Below are 16821 nucleotides of genomic sequence, written 5' to 3'. Positions count from 1 at the left end.
GTCACTATGAATATATCAAGAATTATCCTTATTGGTTGTGCCGTATTTGCAGTGATCAGTGGCATTGGATTGCGTGCCGAACATTCAGAAACAGCGAAAGAAAACGAGCCAGTCAATGTGCTCGATATTTCAGAGCCACATGTGGTCAGCGACGCTGAAAGAAGAGCCAAAACCCTGCTTGCGAAAGCGGTTATACATGTGCAAAAAGATGGCGATGAGAGCGTGAGTGACTTCATGAGTGACCCTGAATATATAGATGGTGAGCTTTATGTGTTTGCTTTAGGCATTGATGGCCAATTCCTCGCCAGTGGCGGCTCTTCAATGGTGCTGGTGGGGGACAGTGTTTTGGACACTCAAGACGTTTACGGCAACCCTTTTTTCAGAGAAATGATCACTAAAGCGGTGCATAACGGTTTTGGCGAAGTTCAGTACCATTGGACTAACCCTACTGACCGCATGGGTGAGCCTAAGACCACCTTCTTTGAACGTGTGGGCGATGTGATTGTGGCAGTGGGTTATTACCCGGAGCGTTCCAGTGCGGCCGAGGCTAAGAACCTACTGGCGAGAGCGATGACCGCAATTGTAGAGTCGGAGCAACAAAGCCTTGCTGAGTTTAATGACGCTGAAGGCAGCTTTGTGAAAGGGGACTTGTATGTGTTTGTGATGGATATGAACTCTGGAAAGCTGCTTGCACACGGTGTTTCTCCTGAACTTATCGGTCGATCACACAGCCAAATCCTAAGTCCAGACGATAAACCGATTCTTACTGAGATGTTGAATCTCGCGAAAGAAAACGGCCGAGGTGTTTACACCTATCGATGGTTGAATCCGCTGTCGAGTAAAGTCGAAACCAAGCATACCTACTACCGAGTGATCGACAATAAGTTGGTTGGGGTCGGTTATTACACAAAATCAAACAACACGTAAAAGTGTTTCTAGTGAGCCCTCAGCCCAGTTAAATAAAGGGCTAGGGGCTCAAAATATGGGTGTGTGTAAAAAAGCAATTTAGTAAAATTCACAGTGTGAAATTTTTGTTGTGAAATTGTTTAAAAAATACAAGTAGTATGAAATACATGGAAGCAACACAGTAAAGAACAATTTTGAAAAGGGTCAATCAGGATTTTTGACCTTAATGAAATTTAAAGCCGTACGAGGGATAGACTATGAATATGCTGACACTAGACAAAACAGAACTTCACAGAAACCATTCAACATTTATTGCTGAAGCTGTCTTTGCCGTCGAAATGGTGAAAGCAGACAAGCAACTCGAAAAACAGAAAATGGCAAAACAGTTGCTTGATACTCTATTTCCTCTTGAGGCTGGTTCACACGAAGACGCGGTGAGCTACGAGATTGATTACCGACATGTTCAGGTTTACTTCAAAAACGGTGAGCACACAGGCCTAAAACGCGCTAAACACTTTGTGGCTTACACTGGTGATAAATCAAAGCCTTCAGCAATATTATTCCGTGACGAAAGCGGTACACACGTTGAGGTGACAATCGGTGCTCGTAAAGGTACTGGCCACTTGGAATTGGTTGATATTCAAGATATTCAACTAGAGACATGCACTACATTTGGCCAGACAGAGGCTAGCCGCTCTTCAGGAATCCGTCACTGGGTGAGCTTAGTGAAGGGCGATGAAAGTGGTCGACCGAATGCATCGAGCGAAGACAAAGAGTTCACGGCGAAGAATGGCGAAGACTACAACCTAGGATTTTGCTACGCGATTTAATGTCGCCTCTCGATTTGACACAGCTTCTCGATCTAATACTGCTTTGAGATTAAATGCTAATGCCGCGCTACTGTAAGAAGTAGCGCCGCCATCGAGATACCGATTTCTCTTTTACCTTTGGTAACTTTCCCCGCCCCTATAGCGGGGCTTTTTTATTAGAGCTATAAGTAAATTAAGCGCTTATTAAAGTTATCTGACAAAAGTTTTCAAAAACTTACCCTCATGCTGACTCCGATGTAACCATTTGTAATTAAATGATTTTGTTGTTTGTTTGAGTTTCTTTTTTATAGGGCGAATGACCGTTAATGGCAGTGGTTAGGGCAACTATTGAGCAAAAGCTCAGTCAAAATGTTTCGTGCTGTGCTATAATGCGCGCCCTGGGATTGAACTAATAAGTCCATTTATCACCTCGCGAGGTGGTTTTTATCACGTTTATTTAAGTGGTATGGCGAGCCAATCAAGTAGTAGTTGGATATGGAGAGCGTCCTTATATTCGTTGATTCGGATATGCGAACATCATAATTTATGAGTTTTAAATCAAAAAAATACAGTATCGATTCTACTGACTATCAAGTTGGTCAAGATAACGTCAGTAAATGGGGCATGGATGTCCATAACACCGTCTTCGTAGCCTCAGTAGGCTTGTCTCTTCTCTTCATCATCACTCTTCTTGTTCTTCCTCCTGCAGATGCTAAAGCTGCAATTGATTCTATTAAGGGTGCTGTTTTATCTAAGTTTGACTTCCTGTTTATGTGGGGAGCGAACATCATGCTCGCTTTTGCTGTTGTTCTCGCATTTTCACCGTTGGGTAAGATTCGCCTAGGTGGCGAAGACGCGACCGCGGACTATTCAATGTCATCTTGGATTTCGATGCTATTCGCAGCGGGCATGGGCATTGGACTTATTTTCTGGGGTGTTGCAGAGCCGACCGCGTTCTTCACTAACTGGTTTGGCACGCCTTTGAATGCTGAACCTTTCACAGAAGCAGGCCGTGAACTGGCACTTGGTGCGACAGTCTTCCACTGGGGTTTTCATGCATGGGCTATCTATGGCATGACGGCACTTTGCTTGGCGTACTTTGTTTACAACAAAGGCTTACCACTATCAATGCGATCTGTATTTTACCCAATTCTAGGTGAACGAGTGTGGGGTAAAACAGGCGATGTAATCGACGTACTAACTGTACTGGTTACTCTGTTTGGCCTAGCGACTTCATTGGGCTTAGGTGGCACACAAGCAGCAAGTGGTATCAGCCACGTGTTCGGCTGGGAAAACAACATCTTCCTTCAGCAATCTATTATTGTTCTGATCATGGGCTTGGCGATTATCTCTGTTCTACGTGGCATGGACGGTGGTGTTAAGTTCCTAAGTAACCTGAACATGGTTATTGCGTTTGTATTCCTTGGTTTAATTGCTGTTCTTAACTTCACGACAGTGCTTGATTCTGTGGCGACGGCTGCAACTGGCTATGTGAAAAACATCGTAGCATTGAGCCAAAGCTCAGGCCGTGAAGACACAACATGGCTGCATGGTTGGACTGTGTTCTACTGGGCGTGGTGGGTTGCGTATGCACCATTCTTCGGTATGTTTGTAGCGCGTATTTCTAAAGGCCGTACGGTTCGTGAATTCCTACTTTGCGTACTGATTATCCCAACATTGGTCACTTCAGCTTGGATGTCTATTTTCGGTGGCGTGGCTATCGAGCAAGTGATTAATCATGTAGGGCAACTTGGCCTCGACCAAGGCATCACTGATGTATCTCTAAGCTTGTTCCACATGCTAGATGCGTACTCGTTTGGTAGCGTTCTTTCTGTTATCGCTGTAGCACTGATTATTGTGTTCTTCGTTACTACACTAGACTCGGGTTCTATCGTTATTGATGGTATGACGGCGGGTGGTAAGCTTGAAGTTCCAGTGAAACAGAAAGTGGTTTGGGCGGTTATCTCAGGTGTTATCGCAATGGTGATGCTGTGGATTGGTGGTACTCAATCTATCCAAGCACTTCAATCGATCACGATCATTGCTGCATTGCCGTTTACGATCATTCTTCTGATTGGCTGTGTGAGTTTGTTGAAAGGCCTACTGACAGAAGTCGGTAAAGGGCAAGAAACCGTTACTCAAACTACAAAATAAATTGTGAATTAAGTAAGTCGCTAGATAGGGATTTACTGTACTCAGCATGATTCAAAGCTCTCTTGTACTTGGTGCAAGGGAGCTTTTTTATGTCGCAGAAGAAATCAGAGACAAGATAAAAAAGAGCCACAAGTGAATCATCACTTGTGGCTCTTTGAGTTCTTAGTTCTAGGCACTAGGTTCAAAGTATTAGCTACTAGGTTCCAGTTATTAGCTGATATTCGCTTACGCGTTTAATTCGTGCTGAATAACGTAATCCAAAGCACCGACTACCGCAGCAACTTGAGCATCGTTACACTCTTCGTCTGTTACTTTGTCGCTGTCTGGGTAAACCTCTGTGGTTGTACCGTACTTACAGTCAGTCACGCCGCCACATAAGCCAAGCTTCTTCATTGGGTAGTTGATCACGCCGTGTTGAGTGACGTCTGAACCAATGATCTTGCCTTCGTCATCCGCAGGCGCAATGTGAGTGACTTGCTCTACTGACTTAATTACCGCTGCTTGGAATTCTGGCTGTGGGTTTTCAGTATCACCCACCGTGTAGAAACCGTCTGGGATCATACCTTCTATGTACTCAATGCCGTCACGTGCTGCGAGTGCCGGTCGGAATTCAGTTTCATCAGAGTCAGTCGTCTCATGCAGGTCAACGTGAACCAATACTTCTGGTAGAGACGCAACTAAAGCACGTAGGTTTGCTGATTCTTCTGCTGGCGTACCGTCGTAGAAAGAGCGATTTGGATCAACAGCATTTGGGTTCCAGCGGTTGATCACTTCGTAACCCCAAGGGCTCACACAAGGTGCTACAACAATGTTGAAGTGCGCCGTGTATTTTTCTGCTTGAGTTGCAGCGAATTTGATCGCGCCATGCACACCACTGGTTTCGTAACCGTGAACACCACCGGTTACCAGAATCGTCGGCTTTGACTCGTCCCAGTTTTTGCTTTTGATTGCGAAGAGTGGGAAGCGATTTTCGTCGTAGCTCAGCGCGCCATATTGTTCGATGTCAAAACGATCTGCTAGTGCTTTAATCTTTGGTACAACTTCTTGTTGGTATTCACGCTTAACCGTTCTTTGAGCTAACCATGCTTCACGTTCTGCTTGTTGCCACTTTTGTCCTGGCTTACCAATCGGGTAGGTAGATTCACTTTTCATCTATACTTTTTCTTTTATGTTCGTGAAAGATTAAGACAGATTATTCCTGTCTAACAGAGACAGCAATAGAAAACACAACTTGTGACTTTATTTTTTACAGACTCATAACTTTGATGAGTGAATTGATGGTGTTACATTTTATTGATGGTTCAATTCTTTATAAAGAGACAACAAAATGGCTGGAGCAAGTTTACTAACACTGCTAGATGACATTGCAACCGTGTTGGATGATGTCGCACTGATGTCTAAGGTGGCAGCTAAAAAAACCGCAGGCGTATTGGGTGACGATTTAGCCCTTAATGCTCAGCAGGTATCCGGTGTTTCTGCTGAAAGAGAAATCCCAGTGGTATGGGCGGTCGCAAAAGGCTCATTTAAAAATAAGCTGATTTTGGTTCCGGCGGCATTGTTGATCAGTGCATTCATTCCTTGGTTGATCATGCCATTACTGGTGATCGGTGGTCTGTTTCTTTGTTTTGAAGGGGCAGAGAAAATCTTAGAAAAGCTTTTTCCTCATGCTCATCAACACGAAGAGAAAGGTGAGGAAAGCAGCTCGGGCGAATCTGTTGAAGAGTATGAGAAGAGAAAGGTAGCTGGCGCAATTCGTACCGACTTCATCTTATCCGCAGAAATCATTGTGATTGCTCTGGGGACCGTAACGGGTACAAGTATCCTTACTCAGATTATTGTCGTGAGTTTGATTGCGGTTGTGATGACGATTGGTGTTTATGGCTTAGTGGCGGGTATCGTTAAGTTGGATGATTTAGGGTTCTATCTGCAGCGAACATCGAATGGGAGCGCTATTAAAACTCAATTGGGGAATGGGCTTGTAGCCTTTGCGCCAAAGCTAATGAAGATGCTTGCTGTGGTCGGCACAGCTGCTATGTTCTTGGTTGGTGGTGGTATTGTGGTACACAACGTTCCTGCAATTCATCACTTAATTGAACCGATCATTATGGACTTCAGTGGACATACGATTGCGACAGCGGTGGTACCAACGCTGTTGAATGGTGTTATTGGGGTTTTAGCGGGATTGATTGTCGTTGCGATTTGGACTGCTATTGGAAAAATACGCGGTGAGTAATTGCTAATTATTGATCCTAATAAAGCCATCTCTCCAAGAAACGAAAAAGGGGCACCATAATCATTATGGTGCCCCTTTTAATCTAATGGGTTGTGTTTAATTAACACCACGCTCTTATTTTACAGTCCAAGCAATAGTCTCGCCGCCACGGATTGGCACGACAATGTCCGAACCGAAAGGCATTGTTTCAGATACATTCCACTCTTCTTTAACGAGCGTGATTGTGTCTGAGTTACGTGGCATACCGTAAAAGTCTGGGCCATTGTGGCTCGCGAATGCTTCTAGGTTTTCAATCTTGCCTTCTAAATCGAATACTTCAGCGTACAGTTCAACCGCGGCGTGTGCTGTGTAAGAACCTGCACAACCACATGCTGACTCTTTTGCACCTTTAGCGTGTGGCGCAGAGTCTGTACCCAAGAAGAACTTCTTGCTGCCGCTTGTTGCTGCTTCGATAAGCGCTAATTGGTGCGTGTTGCGCTTAAGGATAGGTAGGCAGTAGAAATGTGGCTTAATGCCGCCAACCAACATGTGGTTGCGGTTATAAAGCAAATGGTGAGCTGTAATGGTTGCCGCTACGTTTTCATTAGCGTTCTTAACGAAAGTCGCTGCATCTGCAGTCGTGATGTGCTCTAGAACGATCTTCAGGTTAGGGAAGTCATTAACAATCGGCGCTAGAACCGTGTCCAGGAACTCTTTTTCACGGTCAAAGATATCAACATCGTGAGCCGTTACTTCACCGTGTACAAGCAGCAACATACCCACTTCTTGCATTGCTTCGAGTACGTGGTAAATCTTTTGAGCTGAGGTTACGCCTGAGTCAGAGTTAGTCGTCGCGCCAGCAGGGTATAGCTTCGCCGCTACAACAGCGCCAGACTCTTTCGCTTTACGAATTTCATCAGGTGTTGTGTTGTCTGTCAGGTAAAGTGCCATTAGAGGCTGGAATTGTTCACTTGGCTGCTCTGCCATGATGCGTTCACGGTAAGCAAGGGCCATTTCGGTATCAGTTACCGGTGGGATGGTATTTGGCATGATTAACGCTCGACCATTATAACGGCTGATATCGCGAACTGTATCTTTTAATACTTCGCCATCGCGTAGATGAACGTGCCAGTCGTCAGGACGAGTAATCGTAAGTTGTGTCATTGAAGGCTCCCACCATTTGAAGTGTAATGTAGTTGGAGCCTAAACTCAGCGAAATCTGTGAAAGCAATCGCTTACGTTTAGGCGACAGGATGATAGTGGAAAAGCACTTTCATTTCATCCTATTTTTAACTCTTCAGAGCTAGGAGCTTGTTTTTCTGGGTATTTTATTCGGTATTTATTTTCGGATATGGGTTAACGAGTCGCCACCCACAGACCATGGATCATTCCTGGAACCCAGAAGAAGAAAGTAAGAATGATATTAATCACCAGATCTTTCCCGGCGCCGCGAGCGAAGAACACACCAACAGGTGGAAGCAGTACACATAAAATGATAATGACGAGTTTGTTCATGATAAATCCTTTTTCTTCAATGAAGGTTTAATGCGATAACCGTGTTCACATTATAGAACGTATGGAGAAAGTTAATGCATTGGTGTCTTTATGTATATAAGACAGTCGTTTAAACATCTCAAGATATTAGCTTAGTATCAAGTGTTTAATGCCTACCAGTTTATCTATTTATAACCATTTGTTAGCATTGGAACAAACAACAAAACATTGGAATCGTTATGTCGCAGCTACCGTCAGATCAAAAGGCTTCAGAGCAAGTGCCTTCTTTATCTCAAATCAATGTATTTCCGGTTAAGTCAGTGGGCGGGATCTCTCTTTCTTCTGCCTGGGTCGAAAAACAAGGCCTTACCTTCGATAGACGCTTTATGTTGGCGTTGGCTGACGGCTCAATGGTTACAGCACGTAAGTACCCGAAAATGGTCAAGGTATCTTCAAGCTTGCAACCAGACGGTTTGATCTTCACTTATGAAGGTAAACAACCGCTACGTTTAAAATACGCAAACTTCAAGATGCAAGAAGCGCCTGCAACGGTATGGAAAGACAGTTTCACTGCTTACACCACCAATGATGAGGCGGATGATTGGTTCAGCGATGTGCTTGGTGTTCGTGTTGAGCTACTGTTCTCTGGTGAGCAATCGAATCGTGTTCGAGAAAAGCTTGGTCATAATGTAAGCTTTGCCGACGGCTACCCAATGTTAATAATCAGCCAAGCCTCTCTTGATGAACTTAATCGCCGCAGCCCAGAAACACATTCAATGGACCAGTTCCGCACTAACTTTGTGGTTTCCAATACTGAAGCCTTTGCTGAAGACGGCTGGAAGCGTATTCGTATTGGTGAGGTTGAATTTGAAGCGGTTAAACCTTGTGAGCGCTGTATTCTAACGACAGTTGATGTTGAGTTAGGTGAGTTCCGAGCGACAAAAGAGCCGCTTAATACCTTCTCTACATTCCGAGCCAATGAGCGCGGTGGCGTTTTCTTTGGTCAAAATCTTGTGGCTAAAAATGAAGGTTTAGTGAAAGCGGGTGATGTGGTTGAAGTGCTCGAAACCAAAGAGAAAGAACACTATGAAGACACTTGGGTTGAGTCACTGCATCTAACCTGTGTTGAGCGCGAAGAGATCGCTCGTGACTTCACTACGTTTTGGTTAGAGCCAGCGAAAGAGAACCACTCCCTGCCAAGTTACCAGCCTGGGCAACATCTACCGATTGAGATGATGATTAATGGCGAGAAGGTTTCTCGTCGTTACACGTTATCGTCTAGCCCATCACGAGCGGGTCGTTTAGCGATTTCAGTGAAGCGAGTGGACGATGGCCAAATCTCTAACTGGTTGAATGATCATTTCCAAGTGGGCGACACTCTAGTTGCTCAAAATCCAGATGGTGCGTTCTACTTAGAAGCGAATCCAACTCACCCGTTACTGCTTTTGTCTGCAGGTAGTGGTATTACGCCTATGTTGTCGATGCTTCGTTATTTAGCTGATCACGGTCAGATTGATGATGTGGTTTTCTACCATCAATGCAGCAGCGAAGAAGACATTCCTTATCAAGCTGAGATTGATAAGATCGCCAATGAGCATGCAGGTCTTCGTGTGATCTATTCATTAAGCCAACCAACCAAAAAGTGGGATGGTTTATCTGGGCGTCTAAGCGTGTCGCATGTCGCTAAAATTGAAGAGCTACACAAGCGCCAAGCGTTCGTATGTGGCCCTGATGGATTTATGGATAACGCAAAGAAACTGCTGATTCAAATGGGGCTGAACCCTCAGCATTACCATCAAGAAGCATTTGGTGTGGCTCAGTCTACGGAAGAAGCGGTGAAGCAACTGCAGCTGAGTGTGAACGGCTACTTGTTCGAAGGTAATAATCAATCAACCTTGCTAGAGCAAGCTGAGTCGGCGGGTGTGTCTATTGCTTCAAGTTGTCGCGCGGGTTTCTGTGGTGCTTGTAAAGTGACCCTTGAGTCAGGACAAGTTCACCAACCTGATGTACCTGCTCTACAAGATCATGAACGTAATATGGGGCAAATACTGGCGTGTTGCAGTGTTCCGCAAACTGATATCGAAGTTGTGGATTAACGACTCGTTAGATCATAAAGAAAAGTGCATTAAATAGAAAAGGCCGGAAGCTCATTGAAATGAACTTCCGGCCTTTTTGATTCTGAGACTAATTCAAAAATTAATCGTAGATCGTTGGGATTGGTTGACGCTTGTGCTGTGTTGCTTTGTAGATGCCAACTAAACGATCTGATACGTCTTGAGGGACCTCTTTGCCTTCAAGGAAATCATCAATCTGATCGTAAGAAAGGTTCAAGGCTGCTTCATCGGCTTTTTGTGGATCAAGCTCTTCTAGATCAGCGGTTGGTACTTTCTTAACGAGTTGCTCTGGAGCGCCTAGCGTTGCTGCAAGTTCACGAACTTGGCGTTTATTTAAACCAAACAGTGGTGCTAAATCACATGCGCCGTCACCGTGCTTGGTGTAGAAGCCAGTGATGTTTTCCGCTGAATGGTCCGTGCCAATCACAAGGCCGCCAACGTAACCAGCAATTTCGTATTGTGCGATCATGCGAGCGCGAGCTTTCACATTGCCTTTCACAAAGTCGATTTTCGCAGAATCTGTTGGTAGTAAGCCAGTACCTTCTAAAGCTACGTGAGAGGCTTCGTGAAGCCCATCAACACCCGCTTTAATGTTTACAGAAACGGATTGAGAAGGCTGGATGAAAGAAAGAGCAAGTTGCGCTTCGTCTTCATCTTTTTGCTCGCCGTAAGGCAGGCGAACAGCGATGAATTGGTAATCATTGCTGCCAGCGTTTTCGTTCAGGCTGTCGATTGCCATTTGTGCTAAACGGCCACAGGTCGTTGAGTCTACACCGCCACTGATACCAAGGATCAGAGACTTGCAGCCCGACTGCTGAAGTTTCGTTTTAATAAAGTCCACACGACGAGTCACTTCGAAGTGAGGGTCAATTGAAGGTAGTACGCGCATTTCGTCACGAATTAACTGTTCCATTCGTATTCCTTTCCTGCAAGCAAATTAAAAATCTAGTGTTATCATACCTAAATCATCCGATTTAAAAACCTCTTTGCACAAGCTTAGAAAGAGAAGGCAGTAATAAATAATGGAAAAAATAGCCATTTTCGGTAGTGCGTTTAATCCACCGAGCTTAGGGCATAAAAGTGTGATTGATTCGTTGGCTCACTTTGACAAAATTCTTCTAGTTCCAAGTATTGCCCATGCTTGGGGGAAAGAGATGCTAGACTTTGATACGAGATGTCAGTTAGTTAGCGCATTTATCAGTGATCTTTCACTGGATCAAGTTGAGCTATCATTAATTGAAAAGAGCTTGCTTACTCCAGGTGAAAGCGTGACGACTTATGCTGTGCTCAGTGAACTGCAAAAGTTACATCGTGACGCGGAACTCACCTTCGTTATTGGGCCTGACAACTTCTTTAAGTTCTCATCTTTCTATAAATCAGATGAGATTACCGAGCGATGGTCTGTAATGGCTTGCCCTGAAAAAGTCAAAATCCGCAGTACAGATATTCGTAATGCGTTGATAAGTGGAAGCGATGTTGCAAAACTGAGTACAAAGTCAGTTACAAAGATGTTGCAAGATAGTGGACTGTATCAGATAATGTGAGTTCACTAATTAAGAGGTCAGAGGACTATGCTAAAGAGCGCGATACCAGCGACGTTGATCATGGCAGCATGCAGTATGCCTGCGCACGCTGATTGTGATTTTTTTAGCTTAGATTCAATCATGCTGACTTCTGATGATGAAAACAGCTGCTTAGACTTCTCTTCGAGTATTGAGTCTTTTGGTCAACGTATGATGGAAATCAGCGGGCTAAGTGATGAGGAGCCTGAAGCGCCAGACTATTGGTCTGACTGGGTTCTTCAAAGTAAAGACACGCCATTGTTAACGCAAAGCCTTGAGTCCAACTATGTTGGTTTGGGGATGTGGTTTCCAGAAGATCTTGAAGATGAGCAGTACGATATGTCCACAGAAGAGTGGTTGATGAATCACGGCCTTCAACTGAGCATCGGTTTTGGCGAGAAAGTGGAAGGGCAACCTCGTATGCGCTTTGACTACCGTTGGCATGATTCAAGAGACGCAGACCTTATGATGCAGGTCGAGCTACCCTTCTAGATAAAAGAACCCTTTTAGGTAAAGTACCTTTTTAGGTAAAAGTAGCACTAAGTTAAGGCACGACAAGAATATAGAAAAAGCCGCAAAAACTGAGTTTTTGCGGCTTTTTAGTATCTAGCGTTTTGTCGTTTAACTTAGATGTTTGCTTTACAAACTGACTTGAAGAGGGGCTTTAGCTCTCTTAACGACTTAGCGAATGAAAAACAGTCTAGTGAGCAGAGAACAGGTATCTGATACTCTTGCCTATAGGTCTTCACCAAACACGAGCATGCATAGTTGTTCGAACTCTTCTTCTTTCCCAGAGAACAAATCATCAATCACAAGCGTACGCTTTTGACCTGATTGCATGCGCTTCTTCGCTTCGCGCATTACCATGACCAAGGTGTGCTCTTGTGGCAGATTCGAATCATCAATGTTCCACTGATTGAATCGTTGAGATAGGGCACTTTCACAAAGCAAAGGTTTAAACGCCAGTACTTCTTGTTTGAGTACAGACAACATGTCCTTAAACGCTTGCTCAGTATTGTTGGCATTGGTCGCGCGAGCTTTGGTGAGTTCTAGTTTTTCTAATAGCGCCAATGACAGGTTGGTTTGCGTGATGTAACCTGCTTGTCTTGGGAACGAGTCAGTCAGACGAACGGAGAAGTCGACGCGATTCACCTGTGTGTTTGGAAAGTAGGTCAGTGAGGTTAAGCAATCATAAGGAACCCAGATGCTTTGTCCAGGTTCAACGGCGTATTCTTGTTTACCTAGCTTTATCAAAACCAAACCACTCTGAACCGATACAAGGCTATGTTTTAGTACTTTCTTGCGTGGTGTGATCACCAAGTGTGAAAAGTAAGCCGATGTATATTCAATAGCGAAGTTCATAGATAGTACCTTAGTTTTGGGGCGTCAAGATTACCGCTAATCTTAAAGAATGCCAACAATAACAGGGGATTTTCAATCTTTCTGGTCTGACCTTGTCAAAAGTATGGGCTCTGTAGCTGCGAGAAGTCAAAACAACGCGTAGAATAAGCCAGCTATTTATTATATGAATTAAAAAATGACCTCTCCGATCGATCCATATGTTGATATTCGTCCTTACGGCGATGATGAAATTCCAGCGGCACTAAACCGTCTTATTAATGATGAAGAATTTATCAGTGCGATTCTGCACTATCGTTTTTCAAACCATGCGTCTTGGTTTAAAGCATTAATGAGCCCTATCTTGCGCGTTTACTTGAAAATGAAATGGAGCAAGCTCACTAGCGTTGAGTCCATCCAGATTGAAGTTAAGAAATACTTGCGAGATACGTTAGCGAAAACCACCAATGGTGTGACATACACAGGTGTGGAGGCTCTGGACGCTAACCAAGCTTACCTGTTTATTTCAAATCACCGCGATATTGCTATGGATCCGGCGTTAGTTAACTACGCATTGCATCACAACAATCACCAAACTTGCCGTATTGCAATTGGTGACAACTTGTTAAAGAAACCATGTGCGACTGAATTGATGCGTCTTAATAAGAGCTTCATCGTAAAGCGTTCTTTGAAAGGACCGCGTGAAATGATGAAAGCGCTTGGCCAGCTGTCTTCGTACATCAAGCACTCTTTGGAAACGGGCAATTCAATCTGGATCGCTCAAAAAGAAGGTCGAGCAAAAGACGGTAATGATTTCACTGAGCCAGCAATCTTGAAGATGTTCCATGTTGAAGGGCGTAAGCAAAAAATCGCATTCCCTGAGTACGTGAAGTCATTGAAGATCGTTCCTGTGTCTATTTCATACGAAAACGACCCATGTGACATTGCTAAAGCGCTCGAGCTTTTTGAAAAAGACGTAAACGGCAGTTACGAAAAAGGTGAGTTTGAAGATATCGAAAGTATCATTCAAGGTATCATCGGTAATAAAGGACGCGTTCATGTTGGTTTTGGTCAGGTTATCGATCAAGATTTCGACACTCCAGAAGCACTTGCTCAAGAGATCGACCGCCAGATCCATGAAAACTACAAACTGTTCCCAGTCAACTTGTTGGCTGCTGAGAAGGACGACGAGTCGATTACAGACGTCGTTAAAAAAGAGTTTGAAGAAAAGCTATCAGGCCTACCTCAAGGTGCTCGTCAGTACTTAATTGATAGCTATGCAAACCCAGTGAAGAACATTGGTTAGTCGCGATTGGTTAGTTCGCCGTTTCCTAGTAAGTAAAATGCCTAGTAAGCAAAACGTCTAGTGAGCTTATTGGTGGGTGGGTATAGTCACTAACCAACAAGAGATTGAATTGAAAAAGGAGCCTTAGGCTCCTTTTTTGTATCGGCGTGTTTGTATTTTTCTCTAAAAGCCAAAGCCAAAGCCAAAGCCAAAGCCAAAAAAACAATTAACCAATTAATCGAAATGAAGATTAGCGAGCAACCGCGCCACCGAGATCTAAGTTGGTTGGCCACGTGGTAATTGTGTTACCACCGAGGTAGATGTTTCCTTTCACTGTCATCGTATCGGGAATGCAGTAATCGCAGAACCGCCTATATATAAGTCTCCATCAATGACTATCCCATTCGGAAGTTCCGTTAAAGGAGTGCGAATCACACTGAGGTCGCCTTTCACTCGAAAGCCGTTGGGCAATCTTTGAAGCGGCGTATCGGTCAGGTTAATAAACCCGCCGACTCTGACGCCTCTCGGCCAATTGGTGATTTGGCTGCCAATTAAGTCGGCATAGCCTTTAATTTTTACTCCCGAGGGAACTCGGGCGAGTTGGCTGTTACCGCCTTTAAGGCTACCGTTCACTTCCAACCCTTTGGGTAGGCGTGTTATCGCGGTATTTTCTATATTGAGGTTGCCATCGACCACTAAACCCGTCGGAAGCGACGTGTAAGGCTTATTTCGTAAATATAAGTTTCCGTAATTATCGAGATGGTTCAATATTTGATACTGATCGAGAGGTTCTGCGGTCACATTTGTTATGGTTAAAGAACCAATAATAAGTGCAATTATTCGGAGCATAACAAGCTTCTTATTACGATAGACGTTAATACTATAATGAAAAAATTATTCTCGCATAGTGTTTTACTCATTTGTTGGTAGGTAAAAAGGAATAGAGCACAATGAAAGGTGAATCTGTGATTGAAATAAAGCGTCAAATTCTAAAAGGTTTTGTGATTTTAACTTCTGTGTTTTGTTCAGTATCAGCGAATGCTAATAAAATAATATCTACGCCCGCTAAGGCCGCAGTTGTCGTCACTCAGAGTGGTTCACAGCAACGAGTTTGTTATTATGATGATAAGGCATATAGCTTAGGTGCCGTCGTTGAAGTTTCTGGTGTGTTGATTCGATGTGCTGCCGAAAATGATTTTGAGACCAATGGTGCTTTGGGGTGGATTGAAATTATAAAAAAAGACGAGAAATAAACTCGTCTTTTAGTAATATGAATATTAGTGCTTAGATTAACGCGCTAGAGAGCGAGTTTTAAGTTCGAAAATAATCTTCTCAGCACTGACTTCAAATTTAAAGCGAGCATGTAATTCCGTGCTCTCTTCTGTCATCTCTGACGCTTCAAACTCGACATTGCCAGACACTTGCTTCGCTAGCTCAACATACTTAGCAAATTCAGCTTCAATAAGGGCTTTGGAATTACCGTAAACCGTTACCTCAGCAACCTCATCGCCTTCTTTGATGATGAAGCCGATTTCACCTGCGCAACCGCAAGCCTCACATACATCATTGTTACCAACATCTTGGCTCATAAATAATCCTCTTACAAAGTCTGAGGTTATTCTAACGAGCAATTTGATCTGTATCTACAAAAATTAAAATCTTTGAACTAATTTACACTGGTATGCTATGTTGTTTGTATAGAGATGAAATTAATACGAACTTTCGCGGCGCGAAATATCTATGTGATCTCGGTCATGTTTTACTGAAGATTAATGTTATTAATTTGTCAGAATATCATTCACTTAGTTGCGTCAGGAATGATTTTATAAGACTATCTATTGCTTAATAGGTATTTATACAATGAATTTATCGTTGGGTATTTCATATTCTAAGTGGTTATTTAAAATTATCTACTTAGGGCGGTAAGGTGACTTTCGAAGAATAATTAGGCAAAGTGCCCAAAGAGGCAGCACTGTAAAATTGTTCGTACAGAGTATTTGCAGGTATTTAATTGTATTTACTTGCGAAAAAACACCTTGCTCACATAATGCTGATAACGATTTTCATCCTGACTTCATTCGGTTGAGTTAGATGGATTTACAAAGAGAAGAGCCTGAATATGCCAAAGCGTAGTAAAGAAGATACAGAAATCACAATCCAGAAGATCATGGATGCCGTTGTAGACCAGCTACTAAGATTGGGTTACGACAAGATGTCATACACGACGTTGAGTCAGCAAACGGGCGTTTCTCGTACAGGTATAAGCCACCACTTTCCAAAGAAAACAGATTTCACAGCGGCTCTAGACGGTCGAATCTTCAAGATGTTCATGGAACACATTGATTTCGAAAACGGTCTTGATGCATTCTCTGCTAGCTGGGTTACAGCACTTGAAGACGCTGAATTCCTAGCAATCTTACGTTTACTTTTCCATCATATCGTTACTGCTGAAAGCGCACATGAGTTCGCGGCAAACGGTATTGATCGTCTATACAAACTGACTGAAACTCAGTTTGGTGATACTAGCGGTAAAGAACTAGAGTGGTTGATTGGTAAATCATTGATTCGTATGAGCCAATAATCAACACACAATGAAAGAAGCTCCTGAGGGGGCTTTTTTTGTGTCTGTCGTTTCCTTCTTTTGCTTTTTTATCTCGATCTCACATCGCTGTCGCTATCTTGCTTTCGTGCTGAAGGTTGTTATTTCTTTTCTTTTTAGATGCTTACGTTCACGTCTCATACTTGCATCCCATTGCTAAAATTTAAGTAACACTAACTGATAATGTTCATTTCTAGAGCCTCAAACGCTCAGAGTGAGACGTTTTTAGGCTCATGGCTATGGTTGGTGGGAAAATTGAGTTTAAGGCGAGAGGGAGGCTATGAGCCAATAAAAAGCCTCGAATAAATCAAGGCTTAGAATGACGTCATTGTTATTAGGAACGAATAC

16 protein-coding genes and 1 pseudogene are annotated in these 16821 nt (G+C 43.5%); 10 read left to right on the top strand and 7 right to left on the bottom strand.

All coding sequences use genetic code 11. The features are described from left to right. Nucleotides 1-6 precede the first annotated feature (6 nt). The 3 genes from IHV80_RS23870 to IHV80_RS23860 all read left to right on the top strand — a co-directional run bounded on the left by IHV80_RS23870 (nucleotide 7) and on the right by IHV80_RS23860 (nucleotide 3869). On the top strand, nucleotides 7-927 hold the full coding sequence (locus IHV80_RS23870) for a cache domain-containing protein (protein WP_192891263.1): 921 nt from the start codon (nucleotides 7-9) through the stop codon (nucleotides 925-927). Between the two features lie 236 nt (nucleotides 928-1163). Next, nucleotides 1164-1736: an aldolase/citrate lyase/malate synthase family protein gene (locus tag IHV80_RS23865; RefSeq protein ID WP_102434316.1), complete on the top strand. Its 573-nt coding sequence runs from the start codon at nucleotides 1164-1166 to the stop codon at nucleotides 1734-1736. A 525-nt stretch (nucleotides 1737-2261) separates the two neighbouring features. Continuing rightward, entirely contained in the window at nucleotides 2262-3869 is a 1608-nt protein-coding gene (locus IHV80_RS23860) for a BCCT family transporter (RefSeq protein ID WP_192891262.1), read from the top strand. Nucleotides 3870-4094: 225 nt separating this feature from the next. Here IHV80_RS23860 and IHV80_RS23855 read toward each other — a convergent pair whose 3' ends face one another. Continuing rightward, entirely contained in the window at nucleotides 4095-5021 is a 927-nt protein-coding gene (locus IHV80_RS23855) for a M14 family metallopeptidase (RefSeq protein WP_192891261.1), read from the bottom strand. Between the two features lie 175 nt (nucleotides 5022-5196). Between IHV80_RS23855 and IHV80_RS23850 the strand changes: the two genes are divergently transcribed. Next, nucleotides 5197-6102: a DUF808 domain-containing protein gene (locus tag IHV80_RS23850; RefSeq protein WP_192891260.1), complete on the top strand. Its 906-nt coding sequence runs from the start codon at nucleotides 5197-5199 to the stop codon at nucleotides 6100-6102. A 114-nt stretch (nucleotides 6103-6216) separates the two neighbouring features. On the opposite strand, the gene pyrC is transcribed toward IHV80_RS23850, so the two are convergent. Both pyrC and IHV80_RS23840 read right to left on the bottom strand, forming a co-directional pair. Next, complete coding sequence (gene pyrC / locus IHV80_RS23845) at nucleotides 6217-7245, bottom strand: dihydroorotase (protein WP_192891259.1); 1029 nt, start codon at nucleotides 7243-7245, stop codon at nucleotides 6217-6219. 192 nt (nucleotides 7246-7437) lie between these two features. Next, nucleotides 7438-7596: a YqaE/Pmp3 family membrane protein gene (locus IHV80_RS23840; RefSeq protein ID WP_017059962.1), complete on the bottom strand. Its 159-nt coding sequence runs from the start codon at nucleotides 7594-7596 to the stop codon at nucleotides 7438-7440. Between the two features lie 218 nt (nucleotides 7597-7814). On the opposite strand from IHV80_RS23840, the gene IHV80_RS23835 reads away from it, so the two are divergent. Then, the gene (locus tag IHV80_RS23835; RefSeq protein ID WP_192891258.1) at nucleotides 7815-9671 is read left to right on the top strand and encodes a hybrid-cluster NAD(P)-dependent oxidoreductase; all 1857 of its coding nucleotides are present in this window, start codon (nucleotides 7815-7817) and stop codon (nucleotides 9669-9671) included. Nucleotides 9672-9771: 100 nt separating this feature from the next. Here IHV80_RS23835 and nadE read toward each other — a convergent pair whose 3' ends face one another. After that, nucleotides 9772-10602, bottom strand: coding sequence for an ammonia-dependent NAD(+) synthetase (gene nadE / locus IHV80_RS23830; RefSeq protein WP_192891257.1), 831 nt, complete (start codon nucleotides 10600-10602; stop codon nucleotides 9772-9774). A gap of 109 nt (nucleotides 10603-10711) precedes the next feature. Here nadE and IHV80_RS23825 point away from each other — a divergent pair, with 109 nt between their 5' ends. Continuing rightward, a complete protein-coding gene (locus IHV80_RS23825) occupies nucleotides 10712-11233 on the top strand; it encodes a nicotinate-nicotinamide nucleotide adenylyltransferase (RefSeq protein ID WP_192891256.1) in 522 nt (173 codons plus the stop codon). Between the two features lie 27 nt (nucleotides 11234-11260). Next, the gene (locus IHV80_RS23820) at nucleotides 11261-11743 is read left to right on the top strand and encodes a hypothetical protein (RefSeq protein WP_192891255.1); all 483 of its coding nucleotides are present in this window, start codon (nucleotides 11261-11263) and stop codon (nucleotides 11741-11743) included. A gap of 243 nt (nucleotides 11744-11986) precedes the next feature. Here the strand turns inward: IHV80_RS23820 and IHV80_RS23815 are convergent, their stop codons facing one another. Continuing rightward, the gene (locus IHV80_RS23815) at nucleotides 11987-12613 is read right to left on the bottom strand and encodes an AraC family transcriptional regulator (protein WP_102434324.1); all 627 of its coding nucleotides are present in this window, start codon (nucleotides 12611-12613) and stop codon (nucleotides 11987-11989) included. 175 nt (nucleotides 12614-12788) lie between these two features. Here IHV80_RS23815 and IHV80_RS23810 point away from each other — a divergent pair, with 175 nt between their 5' ends. Next, nucleotides 12789-13895, top strand: coding sequence for a 1-acyl-sn-glycerol-3-phosphate acyltransferase (locus IHV80_RS23810; RefSeq protein ID WP_192891254.1), 1107 nt, complete (start codon nucleotides 12789-12791; stop codon nucleotides 13893-13895). 229 nt (nucleotides 13896-14124) lie between these two features. Here the strand turns inward: IHV80_RS23810 and IHV80_RS23805 are convergent. Continuing rightward, nucleotides 14125-14723, bottom strand: a pseudogene (locus tag IHV80_RS23805) (hypothetical protein). A 101-nt stretch (nucleotides 14724-14824) separates the two neighbouring features. Here IHV80_RS23805 and IHV80_RS23800 point away from each other — a divergent pair. Next, entirely contained in the window at nucleotides 14825-15127 is a 303-nt protein-coding gene (locus tag IHV80_RS23800; RefSeq protein ID WP_192891253.1) for a YnjH family protein, read from the top strand. A 36-nt stretch (nucleotides 15128-15163) separates the two neighbouring features. Here the strand turns inward: IHV80_RS23800 and IHV80_RS23795 are convergent, their stop codons facing one another. Beyond that, entirely contained in the window at nucleotides 15164-15463 is a 300-nt protein-coding gene (locus IHV80_RS23795) for a YfcZ/YiiS family protein (RefSeq protein ID WP_192891252.1), read from the bottom strand. 530 nt (nucleotides 15464-15993) lie between these two features. Here IHV80_RS23795 and IHV80_RS23790 point away from each other — a divergent pair. Continuing rightward, nucleotides 15994-16455, top strand: coding sequence for a TetR/AcrR family transcriptional regulator (locus IHV80_RS23790; protein WP_017105619.1), 462 nt, complete (start codon nucleotides 15994-15996; stop codon nucleotides 16453-16455). Nucleotides 16456-16821 lie beyond the last annotated feature (366 nt).

The organism is Vibrio bathopelagicus (genome assembly GCF_014879975.1).
GTDB classification, from domain to species: Bacteria; Pseudomonadota; Gammaproteobacteria; order Enterobacterales; family Vibrionaceae; genus Vibrio; species Vibrio bathopelagicus.
The sequence above is the reverse complement of the archived record's forward strand: the minus strand, read 5'-3'. Positions and strand labels throughout refer to the sequence as shown.